Origin of the sequence: Sphingopyxis sp. H050 (genome assembly GCF_001468265.1) — a bacterium.
Classification (GTDB): domain Bacteria; phylum Pseudomonadota; class Alphaproteobacteria; order Sphingomonadales; family Sphingomonadaceae; genus Sphingopyxis.
The window spans coordinates 36,850-50,154 of the sequence record NZ_LNRZ01000007.1 but is presented as its reverse complement, the minus strand read 5'-3'; the positions used below and the strand labels follow the sequence as shown (position 1 = coordinate 50,154).

9 protein-coding genes are annotated in these 13,305 nt (G+C 65.4%); 5 read left to right on the top strand and 4 right to left on the bottom strand.

The window, feature by feature from the left end; all coding sequences use genetic code 11:
- Positions 1-2: 2 nt before the first annotated feature.
- From ATE67_RS14790 to ATE67_RS14775, 4 genes are all read right to left on the bottom strand, one after another.
- Positions 3-3,245 (bottom strand): efflux RND transporter permease subunit, encoded by a 3,243-nt coding sequence (locus ATE67_RS14790; RefSeq protein ID WP_003046495.1) that lies wholly within the window; start codon positions 3,243-3,245, stop codon positions 3-5.
- Positions 3,246-3,248: 3 nt separating this feature from the next.
- Positions 3,249-4,418 (bottom strand): efflux RND transporter periplasmic adaptor subunit, encoded by a 1,170-nt coding sequence (locus tag ATE67_RS14785; protein WP_003046498.1) that lies wholly within the window; start codon positions 4,416-4,418, stop codon positions 3,249-3,251.
- 109 nt (positions 4,419-4,527) lie between these two features.
- Complete coding sequence (locus tag ATE67_RS14780) at positions 4,528-5,835, bottom strand: TolC family protein (protein ID WP_037553274.1); 1,308 nt, start codon at positions 5,833-5,835, stop codon at positions 4,528-4,530.
- Positions 5,836-5,900: 65 nt separating this feature from the next.
- Complete coding sequence (locus tag ATE67_RS14775; protein WP_003046504.1) at positions 5,901-6,263, bottom strand: hypothetical protein; 363 nt, start codon at positions 6,261-6,263, stop codon at positions 5,901-5,903.
- Between the two features lie 446 nt (positions 6,264-6,709).
- Between ATE67_RS14775 and ATE67_RS14770 the strand changes: the two genes are divergently transcribed.
- The 5 genes from ATE67_RS14770 to ATE67_RS14750 all read left to right on the top strand — a co-directional run bounded on the left by ATE67_RS14770 (position 6,710) and on the right by ATE67_RS14750 (position 13,211).
- Positions 6,710-7,084 (top strand): DUF3703 domain-containing protein, encoded by a 375-nt coding sequence (locus ATE67_RS14770; RefSeq protein ID WP_037553271.1) that lies wholly within the window; start codon positions 6,710-6,712, stop codon positions 7,082-7,084.
- 49 nt (positions 7,085-7,133) lie between these two features.
- Positions 7,134-7,472 carry a hypothetical protein gene (locus ATE67_RS14765; protein WP_003046510.1) on the top strand — a complete coding sequence of 113 codons (339 nt, stop codon included), beginning with the start codon at positions 7,134-7,136 and terminating at the stop codon, positions 7,470-7,472.
- A 65-nt stretch (positions 7,473-7,537) separates the two neighbouring features.
- Entirely contained in the window at positions 7,538-8,773 is a 1,236-nt protein-coding gene (locus tag ATE67_RS14760) for a TolC family protein (RefSeq protein ID WP_003046513.1), read from the top strand.
- Positions 8,770-10,032 carry an efflux RND transporter periplasmic adaptor subunit gene (locus ATE67_RS14755; protein WP_003046516.1) on the top strand — a complete coding sequence of 421 codons (1,263 nt, stop codon included), beginning with the start codon at positions 8,770-8,772 and terminating at the stop codon, positions 10,030-10,032. Before ATE67_RS14760 ends, ATE67_RS14755 begins: the two co-directional genes overlap by 4 nt.
- A gap of 17 nt (positions 10,033-10,049) precedes the next feature.
- Positions 10,050-13,211: an efflux RND transporter permease subunit gene (locus ATE67_RS14750; RefSeq protein WP_037553392.1), complete on the top strand. Its 3,162-nt coding sequence runs from the start codon at positions 10,050-10,052 to the stop codon at positions 13,209-13,211.
- The last annotated feature ends 94 nt before the right edge of the window (positions 13,212-13,305 follow it).

Below are 13,305 nucleotides of genomic sequence, written 5' to 3'. Positions count from 1 at the left end.
CCCTATTCCGTGACCGGCTGGACCGCCGACTCCGCTTTTCGCTTGAGGAACTTCGGCTGCCAGTTCGCCCCGAGGACGACTTTTGCGATCGCGGGGAGAACGAGCAGCGTCAGGATGGTCGCCGCGATGAGACCGCCGATGACGGTCGTCGCGAGAGGCTTCTGCACCTCGGCACCCGTGCCGGTCGCGATCGCCATCGGCACGAAGCCGATCGCGGGCACGAAGCCGGTCATGATCACCGCACGCATCTTCTCGGTCATGCCCTCGCGGATTGCCTCCGTGAGCGGGACATCATTCTCGAGCCGTTCGCGGATCGCCGTCATGACGACGAGACCGTTGAGCACCGCGACGCCGGCAAGGCAGATGAAGCCCACCGCCGCCGACACCGAGAAGTTGATGCCCGTAAGCGCGAGAGTGAACACCCCGCCCGCGAGCCCAAGCGGCACGGCGAGGAACACGGCGGTCGCGCGCCCGAACGTGCCGAGCGCCATGTAAAGCAGGATGAAGATGCCCGCGAAGCAGAGCGGCACCACGATCGAGAGCCGCTGCGATGCGGCCTGCAGACTTTCGAACTGCCCGCCCCATTCGAGGTAATAGCCCGCCGGAAGCTTCACATTGGCGATCTTCGCCTGCGCTTCGGCCACGAAGGATCCCGCATCGCGGCCTTCGAGGTTCACCTGCACGACGACGCGCCGCTTGCCATTTTCGCGGCTGATCTGGTTGAGCCCTTCGGTCAGCCGGATCTGCGCCACCTGGGCGAGCGGTATCTGTCCGCGATTGCCGCCCTCGGAGGGCAGCAACACGGGCAGCGCGCGGATGTCGTCGAGATTGACCCGGGTCGCGTCGGGGACGCGAACCGTGATGTCGAAGCGCCTGTCGCCCTCATAGAGCAGGCCGGATTCCCGCCCGCCGAGCGCCGCCGACACCGTATCGGCAACCTCCTGTACCGAGAGACCGTAGCGCGCGATCGCATTGCGATCGAGCTTCACGTCGAGCGTCGGAGCGCCGCCCACTTGGTCGGCCTTGACGCTGCCCGCACCCGGTATGCCCTGGAGCACGCGCACCATCTCGTTCGCCGCGAGCGACATCTTGTCGAGGTCGTCCCCGTAGAGCTTGATGGCCACGTCGCCGCGAACGCCCGCGATCAGTTCGTTGAAACGAAGCTGGATCGGCTGGCTGACTTCATAAAGCTGGCCGAGCTGGCCGCCAGCGGCTTTCTCGATACGCTCGACGACATCGGCCTTCGAATCGACACCTGCCGGCCACTGATCCTGGGGTTTCAGGATCACGAAACCGTCGGAGATGTTCGGCGGCATCGGGTCGGTCGCCACCTCGGCCGTACCCGTCTTCGAAAACATCAGCTCGACTTCGGGCAGGCTCGAGATCGCCGTCTCGACGTTGCGCTGCATGACCAGAGACTGTTCGAGGCTCACCGAAGGCACGCGCGTCGAGGCAAGCGCCATATTCTTCTCGTCGAGCTGCGGAATGAATTCCGAGCCGAGCAGTCCGAACGCCGGGATCGCAAGGACGAAGAAGGCAAAGCCGCCGGCGATGAAAGCCCACGGCTTGGCGAGCGCCTTGTCGAGCAAGGGCAGGTAGCGCTCCTTCGACTTGCGGATCGCCCAGACTTCCTTCTCGGCAACCTTGCCGCGAATCATCAGCGCGACAAGCGCCGGAACCAGGGTGATCGCGAGAATGAAGGCCGCAACGAGCGCGAGCATGATGGTGATGGCCATCGGCGAGAAGGTCTTCCCCTCGACGCCCGTAAACATCAGCAACGGCGCGAAGGCCAGTAGGATGATCGCCTGGCCGAAGACGGTCGGTTTGATCATCTCCTGGCTCGCGCGCATCGTCTCCTCGAGACGTTCGCGAAGGTTGAGCAATCTCCCTTCATGCTCCTGCCGGTGCGCCAGTCTGGCGAGGCAGTTTTCGATGATGATCACCGCCCCGTCGACGATCAGACCGAAGTCGAGCGCGCCGAGGCTCATCAGGTTACCGGGGACCCGGAAGGCGTTCATGCCCATCGCCATCATCAGGAAGGAGAAGGGAATGACGAGCACCGCGATGATCGCGGCGCGCCAGTTGCCGAGCAGGAAGAAGAGCGCGGCCGCTACGAGCAGCGCGCCTTCGGTGAGGTTCTTTTCAACCGTGCCGACGGTTGCGTTCACGAGCTTGGCGCGGTCGAGTACCACCTTCACTTCGACGCCGGGCGGCAGGGTCTTCGACACCTGCGCGATCTTCGCCGAAACATCCTCCGCAACAGTGCGGCTATTCTGCCCGATCAGCATGAGCACGGTCCCGATGACCGCCTCCTTGCCGTTCATGCTGCCCGCACCGGTTCTGAGGTCGCCGCCGATCTTCACATTGGCGAGCTGTCCAACCGTCACGGGCACGCCGCCGCGCGTCGCGACGACGGCGTTGCGGATTTCGTCGACCGAGCGGACGCGTGCATCGACGCGCACGAGATAGGCCTCGCCTGCCCGGTTATAGTAGTTGGCACCGACCGCGAGGTTGGCGCGTTCAAGGGCTTCGCCCAGTTCGCTATAGGAAATGCCGTAGCTGGTGAGGCGGGTCGGATCGGGTTCGACCACGAAGGTCTTGGCATAGCCGCCGATCGAGTCGACGCCGGCGACGCCGCCGACCGACTTCAATTGCGGGCTGACGATCCAGTCCTGGACCGTGCGAAGATAGCCCGATTTGGCGATCTCGTCGGTGAGGATATCGCCCTCGGGGGTCAGATAGCTGCCGTCGGGTTGCCAACCTGGTTGGCCCGCGACCTTCTTGGCGCCCTTCCCGTCGGGATTTTTGTAGCCGACGGTGTACATGACGACCTCGCCGAGACCCGTCGTGACGGGACCGATCTGCGGCTGGGCCCCGTCGGGAAGATTCTCGCCCGCCTGGAGAAGCCGTTCGCCCACCTGCTGGCGCGCGAAATAGAGGTCGGTTTCATCGGTGAAGATTGCCGTCACCTGGCTGAAGCCGTTGCGCGAGATCGAGCGTGTCGTCTCGAGCCCCGGAATGCCGGCGAGCGAGATTTCGATCGGATAGGTTACGAGCTTCTCGATTTCGACCGGCGAGAGACGCGGATCGATCGTGTTGATTTGCACCTGCTTGTTGGTGATGTCGGGAACCGCGTCGATCGGCAGCTTGGTGAGCTGCCATACGCCGAGTCCCGCGATCACGAGGAAGAGAAAGAGTACCGCCCAGCGCGCGCGGACGGATAGCGCCATCAGTTTCGCGATCACGGTTTATTCCTCCTCGCCCGCGCCCTTGCCGAGTTCGGCCTTGAGCAGGAATGCGTTCTTGGTCGCGACGATCTGGCCCGGCTTCAGCCCGGCGAGGATTTCGACACGGCCCGCGCTGCGCTGGCCGACGGTCACCTGCTGCGCGCGGAAGCCGTCCTTCGTGCGGACAAACACCACGTCGCGGCCTTCGAGCGTCTGGAGGGCTTCGTCCGCGATCACGATACGGGCCGGCCCACCGGTTTCGGCGCCGCGGCTCGGAAGCAGCCGCACCCGGACCGCCAAGCCCGGCTGGAGCGCCCCGGGTACGTCGAGCACGGCGGTTGCCGAGCGCGTGTCGCCCGACAGGCCGGGCGTGACGGCGCGCACGCGGGCATCGATCGTCCGTCCGTCGGGAAGTTCGATGATCGCACGGTCTCCGGGCGAGAGCCGCTGGGCATCGGCCGGACCGACGGCGGCCTCGATCTGCACCTTGCTGGGATCGGCAACGCGGAACAATTCGGTTTCGGGCTGAACGAAGGCGCCAAGGCTGGCGTTCTCGGCCGTGATCCGTCCCGAGATCGGGCTTGCCACGATGACGCTGCTGCCATCGCGCGTGACCTGCGCGGCGCTCGCTGCGGCACGCGCGCGCTGCGCTTCGGCCGCGGCGGCCGCGGCTTCGGCTTGCGCCTGCTCATAGTCGACGCGCGCCGACACCTTCTGGTCGAACAGGGTCTTCTCGCGGTGGAGATTTTTCTGCGCGAGCGTCGAGCGCGCATCGGCGGCAATCCGTTCGGCCGCAATCTGGGCGGCGTCGCGGCTTTGCACGATCGCGATCGTCTCACCGGCGCTGACCGGATCGCCGAGCCGCTTGAAGAGACGGGTGACCGCGCCGCCCGCGCGGGCGGTGACGATCGCCTCGCCGCTCGGCGCGGCGGTAACGGTCGCTTGCGAGATGATTTCCGAACCGAGTCCGCCGGCGCCGATCGTCTCGACGCCGATCTCGGCGGCCTTGATCGCTTCGGGCGTGATGGCGAGGCTGCTCGGAAGGGCTTCGCTCGCCGCTTCCTTTTCGCCTTCGGCAGCCGGCGCGGCGGCCGGGTCGGCGGTGCAGCGTGCAACGCCGAAGCCCGTGACGGCAGCGAGTATCATGGCGCCCGCGACAGTGCCGAGGAGACGCTTGTCCTTGGTGATCATATTCTATCTCCGCTGTTGATGCGGTTCGCGCGCCGACCGGCGGCGCACCCCTGTTGACTTGGAAGGACGATGGCGAAGGCGCCTCCGTCCACTGGAAGGCTCGGCGCGCTCATGGCTGATGATCCGCATCGCCGTCGGCGGCTGCCTGGCGCGATAGGATGGCGCGGGCTTCGGCCCGGGCCTGGCGCGCCGCGATCAGTTCGGCCTGCGTTGCCGCATAGGCCTGCTGCGCGTCGATATATTCGACGAGCGAGGACTTGCCGGCGCGGTAGCTGAGTTCGGCGAGCCGGACACCTTCGCGCGCCTGCTCGATGCCGCTACCCTCAAGCGCCGCGAGGCGGGCCTCTGCGGCTTCGAGTTCGGCCTGCGCATTGGCGATCTCCGCCTGAGCATTGACCACTGCATTCTCGCGCCGCGCAATGGCGGCGGCGACATCGGATTTGGCTGCCGAGATGTTGCCGCGGTTGCGGTCGAAGACGGGGAGCGGCACGGAAACATTGGCGATCAATGCGCGATCGCCGGTGTCGCGAAGCTGACGCACCCCGAAGCCGACCGACGGATCGAGCCGGCCATCGGCGCGCTGCCCCTGGAGCCGCGCTTCAGCAATCAGCTTCTCGGTTTCTGCCAAGCGAACGTCGAGCGTCGCGAGCGAGTCCACCGTCTCCGGTGCCACCCACATATCGCCTTCCATCAACTCGGCAGGCGGGACCGAGCTTCCAAGGAGCGCCGCGAGCGAACGCCGGGCGGTCCTTTCTTCGGCCTCGGCCGTGCGTAGCTCGGCGGTGGCCTGAACGAGAGCCGCATTGGCGCGGAACGCACGGAGCGGCGGCTCGTTGCCGGTATCGACCATGGCCTGTGCCACGCGGACGAGTTCGCGGGCACGCGCTTCATTTTCGCGTGCGAGCGCGAGGCTATCGCGGGCCGCGAGAGCGGTCGCGAACTGGTTGCGGACATCGAGCGCAAGATCTGCGCGTGCAATCTCCAACTTGTACTTCGCGGCCAGAAACTCGGCGTCGGCGAGCGTCATGCGCGACCGGCGCCGGCCCCCGATATCGAGACGCTGATTGACCGACACGGTCGTTTCGAGACCGTTCAGGCCCGAGTAGGGGCCGGTGCCTGCGAAATTCTCGACATCGACATTGAGCGTCGGATTGTAGCGATAGCCCGCCTGACGCTGGCGACCGCGAGCGGCCTCCACTTCGGCTTCGGCGGCAACCACGCGCGGCGAGCGCGCGTCGGCTTCCTCCATCGCCTGCGCGAGGGACAATCGAGCGGGAAGCGGGCCGGTACGCACGGCCTCGCCTGCGGAAGAAGGCGGTCCCACCAGCTCCGTCGCTGCCGACTGGGCAGCGGCGGGCGCGGAATTTGAGCCTGCAACGAGCGCCACGAGACTCGCGGCGACAACTATGGATTTCATGAAAAGGAGACTCCTGACGTTTCCAGGGAGAAGCGCACGCGAAGGGCACGCGCAGACCTAGAGCGTCAGGCGATTGGAGGGCGGAACGTCCCGATATAGGCGACGGGCGGCAAGGCGGCCGTCAGGATGCGCGTATGCGCTTCAGGGGCAGGCGTTTCGGTCGCTGCCGACAGCGATTCCGCCGGGACGCCCGAATGGTGACCGTGGCAGCCATGAGCGGCGGCAGGCACCTGCTGCTTTTCGCCGGGAGAGGATTTTTTCTTGTCGACTTCGGCGCCTTCGATCGCCGGTGCGGGAACGCAGCCGGCTTCGATCACAGCAACGAAAAGGCTCGCCTCGGCCCGATCCTCGGTCGCATGTGCGAGCGACCCCGCAACCGTTCCGGATGCAAGGAGAAGGGTCAGGAGGAAGAGGATCACCCGTCGCATTGAAACCGGCCCCTAGCATCGAAACGGCGCGGTGAAAAGTAGAAGATTTTCAATCAACTTCGGCGGCACTCTTCGAACCCCCGAACCGGCTCCGTAATTTTATCTCATGGAGGTAAGAGAGCAGTGCACCTTGCCCCTCTATAGTTGCAGATGCGCCTCAAGAAACAGGATATCGGCCGAACAATCACGCGTTAAGCACAATAATTCTACAATTGTCTTTCACTCTTATTTCTATCGCTTCGCTATTGGCCCCCGCCTCCTTTGTTCGGGACGACATTCGAGCGATATGCTTCCCGTGAGACGAGGGGGTAAATCGGACGCAGAGCGGCACAGCGTCCTGCCGGAACATCAGGGCTTGACCCTGTATCTACTACAGGGTGCAAGAGCCTGCCCTGCACAAAAAAGGGGGAAAGAGGATGGTGCCGCCGACAGTAAATCCCGTGAGCATGGCCGTCATCGAGCCGCTGCTGCGCGAGCAATATCGCCTGTTTTGCGAATCACGCCGAATCGGAGATGAAGCCGCTGCGTGGCAGGCGCTGGAATGGGAACATATATTGAGCCAGCCCTATATGGGCGCGCATCTCGCCTCCCACTGGCACATGTTTCGCTATGCGATCGAGCTCGGCGATGCCCGTGAAGCTACCGGTCAGGCAATGCGGTTCCTGCTCGTCCCGCTCGGTTCGCTGACCGGCCGCCTCCCCGCAGGGAATAATGGTCGCGCGCGGGTGAGCGCCTTCGAGCCGATGCCGATGCCGCAGGCCCTCGAAGCGCTGATCGAAACGGCCCGGTCGACGGAGAGCCGCGCTGCGCGAACCGATTGATCCGGTTTTGGACTTCCGGAACGGGTCATTCGCTGTTAGGGGCGCGACCATGTCCGGCGCTACCCTTCGCCTGTTGCTTGTGTTCATCCTGCTGCTCAGCGGGCTCCACAATGCTGCGCCGGCGATGGCGGGCATGACGCACCATGCGACGGATTCGCATCTTTCGCACCATGTCGAGCCGGGCCATGCGTCGGACAAGGACACGCAAAAAGGTCAGCAGGACGCCGACCTCCACGGCAGTCACCATAATTGCCCGGTCGCATCCGATCAGGCCCTTTCGGGTCATGACGATCTGTCCTGTTTTTCCGGCGGCCTGCACTTTGCGTTGCCCGCGACGCGCCTCGCTTCGCGCGCGCTCGCACCGCCCCTGAACCCTCCCCTCGCCTGAACGCCGCCTGCCGCGCGGCCCCTTTTCGGCCTGCGCTCAGTCGAATCGTTCAGGAGTGATCATTCATGCATATCCATATGCGCGCCGCCCTGTTGGCCGGGGCTGCGCTGCTGGCGGGGTCCGTTTGGGCCCAGCCGCTAACGCTCGACCAGGCGGTCGAGCGGGCCATCGCTGCATCGCCCGAGCTTAGAGCGGGCGAAGCGGGGGTCGACGCCGCGCGCGCCGACCAGCTGCAAGCCCGCGTCCGTCCCAATCCGACCGTGTCGGTCGACATGGACAATGGCGTCGGGACGGGCGGCTATGGCCTGTTCCGGCAATCGGAACTCACCGTCACCTATTCGCAGCCGCTCGAACGCGGGGGCAAGCGCGAGGCGCGAATGGCGCTTGCCGAGCGCGGTGTCGTTCTCGCCGAGGCGCAGTGGCGGCTCGTCCGGCTCGACATCGCCCAGGAAGTGCAGCGCGCCTATATCGACGTCCAGATCGCCGAGCAGATGGTCTGGATCGCAGAGGATCGCGTCAAACTTGAAAAGGAGATGCGGACCGAAGCGATCAGGCGCGTGCGCGGCTACAAGGATCCGCTCTTCGTCGAGACGCGCGCCGATGCCCGCATTCTCGAAGCCGAACTGGCCCTGAAGGAAGCCCAGGCGAAGCGGCAGTCCGCACGCGCATTGCTCACCTCCTTCTGGGGCGGCACGCCTGACAGCCTCGTTATCGCCGAGGGGATCGAGAAACCCGATCCGCGCGATCCGCCGCTCGCCGAAGCCGACGCGGCGGTCTTCGACGCCGCCGTCGACCGGGCCCGCGCGCAGGTCGTCGTCGAGCAGAGCCGTGCGCACCAAGACTATACGGTCTCGGGCGGCACGCGCTTTCTTCGCGAGACCAATGATGTCGCCGTTCTTGGCGGCATCTCGATCCCGCTCGGACGGTTCGACCGCAACCAGGGCAATATCGCCCGGGCGCAGGCCGAACGGCGGCAGCTCGAGTTCCAATCCGAAGCGAGCCGGCTCGAGCGGCTGCGGCGCCTCGCGTCGCTGCGCGCCGATGCCGACGCCGCACGCGTCCGGGCCGAGGGCATCATGAACGACGTCTATCCCAAGGCGGTGAAGACGCTCGGCCAGGTGCGCGAAGGCTATGCCCGCGGCGGGTTCCTGTTCGCCGACGTACAGGATGCCGCCGACGTCATCATCCAGATCCAGGGTCAGTGGGCCGAGGCCATGACACGCTACCGCGATTTGCTCGCGGAGATCGATCGCCTGACCGGCCGCTTCGATGCGGCTCCCCTTGCGGAGAATATTCCATGAAGAAGTTTCCATTTCCCGCGGCGGCTGCGGCGCTGTTCCTTGCTGTGCCTCTCGCTGCCTGCGGTGGCGGAGCCGAGGGCGAAGACAAGCATGAAGAAGGCGAAAGCCACGCTGAGGGCGAAGGCGAGGAAGATGCCAAAGGCCCGAACGGTGGCAAATTGCTCAAGAATGGCGATTTCGCGGTCGAGGTCATAATCTTCGAGAATGGTACCGAGCCGCAATTCCGCGTTTTCGCAACGCGGGACGGCAAACCGGTCGACCCGAAGGATGTCCAGCTCGCCATCACCCTCACGCGGCTTGGCGGCGACGTCGATCGCTTCACCTTCCGCCCGCAGGGCAAATTCCTCGCAGGGCAAGGTGTCGTCACCGAACCGCACAGCTTCGACGTCGAGGTTGTCGCGGTGACGGGCGGCAAGCGGCACGTTTGGAAATATGCGAACCCCGAAGGGCGCACGCGGATCGGGGCTGACGCCGCCAAGGCCGGAGGCATCGAAACCGCGGTCGTCGGACCGGCGACGGTGGGCGAAATGCGCGAACTCTACGGCACCGTCCAACTGTCGCCGACCGCCCGCTCCGAAATTCGCGGCCAGTTCCCCGGCCGCGTCGTCTCGGTGACCAAGGCGGTGGGCGACAGCGTCCGCCGTGGGGAACTGCTCGCGCGCATCGAGTCGAGCGAGAGCCTCCAGGTCTATCCGGTATATGCGACGGTCGGCGGCGTGATCGCCGAGCGCAACGCCAACCCCGGCGACGTCACCGACGGGCGCGCACTCTATGTGGTCACCGACCCGGCGCAGACCACGGTCGTCTTCAACATCTTCCCCCGCGACCTCGCGATCATACGTCCGGGCATGCGGGTGACGGTGGAGACGCAGGACGGCGCCGAAATCGCGACCGCGCCGCTCGGGCAGTTCCTGCCCGACGGCAATGTCGAGGCGGGCACTGCGCTCATCCGCGCGACCATCCCGAACCGCTCGGGAACGCTCCGCCCTGGCATGGCCTTGCGCGGCCGCGTGATGGTCAACCCCGTCACCGTGCCGCTTGCCGTGCGCACCGAGGCGATCCAGCCCTTCCGCGACTTCAAGGTGGTCTATGCCAATTTCGGGCAGGACTATGAGGTCCGGATGCTGAAGCTCGGCCGTTCGTCGCCCGAATGGACCGAGGTCCTGTCGGGCATCAAGCCCGGCACCGCCTATGTCACCAAGGGCAGTTTCCTCGTTCGCGCCGACATCGAAAAGTCCGGCGCGGGCCACGACCATTGATCGGGGAGCAGGATAACATGCTAGCCAGAACCATAGGCTTTTCGATCCGGCAACGATGGCTCGTCCTCGCGGTGGTCGCGCTCCTCTGCGCGATCGGCGCGTGGAGCGCGACCAAATTGCCCATCGACGCCGTTCCCGACATCACCAACGTCCAGGTCCAGATCAACACCAAGGCGGAAGGCTATTCGCCGCTCGAGTCCGAGCAGCGCATCACCTATCCGATCGAGACCGCGATCGCGGGCATCCCGAACCTCAACTATACCAGGTCGATCTCGCGCTATGGCCTGAGCCAGGTCACTGTCGTCTTCGAGGACGGGACCGACATCTATTTCGCGCGCCAGCAGGTCAACGAGCGGCTCCAGGCCGCGCGCGGCCAGCTTCCGCCCGGGATGGAGCCCGAAATGGGCCCGATCTCGACGGGCCTCGGCGAAATCTTCATGTTCTCGATCGAGGCCGAACCGGGCGCGCGAAAACCCGACGGCACGCCTTATACGGCGGAAGACCTCCGGACGATGTCCGATTGGGTCATCCGGCCGCAGATGCGCACGATTCCGGGGGTCGCCGAGATCAACACGATCGGCGGCTATGCCCGCCAATATCATGTGACACCCAACCCGGCCTCGCTCGCCTCGCTCAATCTCTCGCTCAACGATGTCGTCACCGCACTCGAGGCCAATAATGCCAACCGCGGGGCCGGTTATGTCGAGCGCAGCGGCGAACAGATTCTGATCCGCGTGCCGGGTCAGGCCAATAATGAGCGTGACCTGTCGCAGATCATCGTCACCACCCGCGGCGGGGTTCCGATCCGGATCGCCGACGTCGCCGATGTCGCGATCGGCTCGGGGCTCCGCACAGGCGCCGCAACCGAAAATGGCAAGGAAGTCGTCCTCGCGACGGTCTCGATGCTGATCGGCGAGAATCCGCGCGTGGTGGCGCAGGCCTCGGCCGAACGCCTCGTCGAAGCCTCGCGTGCGTTGCCGAAGGGTGTCGTTGCCAAGCCGCTCTACGATCGCACCGCGCTCGTCGAGCGGACGATTTCGACGGTGCAGAAGAATCTCGCCGAGGGCGCGCTGCTCGTCATCGTGATCCTGTTCCTGCTGCTCGGCAATTTCCGGGCCGCGCTGATCACGGCGGCGGTCATTCCGGTCGCGATGCTGATGACGCTGACGGGCATGCTCCAGACGCGGACATCGGCAAACCTCATGAGCCTCGGGGCGCTCGACTTCGGCCTCATCGTCGACGGGGCCGTCATCATCGTCGAGAACTGCCTCCGCCGGCTCGGCGAGGCTCAGCACAGGCTCGGACGCCTGCTCGACCGCGACGAGCGCTTCGGCCTAGTCGCTTCCGCAAGCGCAGAAGTGATCAAGCCGAGCATCTTCGGCATTATTATCATCACCGCAGTCTATCTGCCGATCTTCGCGCTCGAGGGCGTCGAGGGCAAAACCTTCCATCCGATGGCGATCACCGTCGTCCTCGCGCTTACCGCCGCTCTGCTGCTGTCGCTCACCCTGGTTCCGGCCGCGGTGGCGCTGTTCGTGACCGGCAAGGTCGAAGAAAAGGAAAATTGGCTGATGCGCGGGCTCGGCAAGGGCTACCGCCCGATGCTCGACCGCGTCCTCAATTGGCCGAAGGCTGCGCTGGCTGGTGCTTTGGCGCTTGTCGCGCTGAGCGGCGTGGCGGCGACCAGTCTCGGGTCCGAGTTCATCCCGGACCTCGACGAAGGCGATATCGCGATGCACGCGATGCGCATTCCGGGGACGAGCCTCACCCAGTCGATCGCGATGCAGGAGGCGCTGGAGAAGAGGATCAGGCAGTTCCCCGAAGTCGAGCGGGTGTTCGCGAAGATCGGCACTCCCGAGGTAGCGACCGATCCGATGCCCCCGTCGGTCGCCGATAATTTCATCATGCTCAAGGACCGGAAGGAATGGCCCAATCCGAGAAAGACGCGCGACCAGCTCGTTGCCGAACTCAACAAGGCGGCGAACGAGGTGCCAGGGAACAATTATGAGTTCACCCAGCCGGTGAAGATGCGCATGAACGAGCTGATCGCCGGCGTTCGCGCCGACGTGGCGATCAAGTTGTTCGGCGACGACCTCGATCAATTGCTCGAATCGGGGCAGGCGATCGAGGAAGTCGCGGGCGGGATTGCGGGCGCGCAGGACGTGAAGCTCGAACAGGTCACCGGCCTGCCGATGCTCTCGGTCACGCCCGATCGCGACAAGCTCGCGCGCTACGGTGTCAGCATGGAAACGGTGCAGGATGCGGTTTCGACAGCGACCGGCGGCCGTCAGGCCGGCGAGCTTTTCGAGGGTGACCGCCGCTTCGACGTCATCGTCCGGCTTCCCGAGGCCATTCGCACCGATCTCGCGTCGCTCGGCAATCTCCCCGTTGCACTTCCGGCCGGCGGCTTCGTGCCGCTTTCGGAGCTGGCGGAGATATCGCTCGCGGCGGGGCCGAACCAGATCAGCCGCGAAAATGGCAAGCGCCGCGCGGTGATCACGGCGAATGTTCGTGGGCGCGATCTGGGCTCGTTCATCGACGAGCTCACGCAAAAGGTCGAAGCTGAGGTCGTGCTGCCCGATGGTTACTACATCGAATATGGCGGCACATTCGAGCAGCTTCAGTCCGCGACCGAGCGCCTCCAGATCGTCGTGCCGCTGGTGCTGCTGCTGATCTTCGGGCTGCTGTTCATGCTGTTCGGCACGGTGCGCGATGCTGCGATCGTCTTCTCGGGCGTGCCTCTGGCGCTGACGGGCGGGGTCGCGGCGCTGGCGCTGCGCGACATTCCGTTATCGATCTCGGCGGGCGTCGGCTTCATCGCTTTGTCCGGGGTCGCGGTGCTGAACGGCGTGGTGATGCTATCCTTCATCAAGGATCTGCGCGAACGCGGAAAAGCGCTCGTCGAGGCGATCCGCGAAGGCGCGCTGACCCGCCTCAGACCGGTGATGATGACGGCGCTGGTGGCGTCGCTCGGGTTCGTACCGATGGCGCTCAATGTCGGGGCTGGGTCCGAGGTGCAGCGGCCGCTGGCAACTGTCGTCATCGGCGGGATCATCTCGTCGACGATCCTGACTTTGCTCGTGCTGCCGGCCCTGTACCTCCTGGTCCATCGACGGACCGCGAAGGCCGAAGAGGAAGAGCTGGCGCGCCCGAGCAGCGTCCCCAGCCCCGAAGGCTGAGACACTCCCGGATGGCCGCCATTCCCCCCTGTCGGCGGCAACCGAGAGTGCTGACTGGGGCGGAACCCAAGCGGGTTCCGCCTCCTTTTAGGGA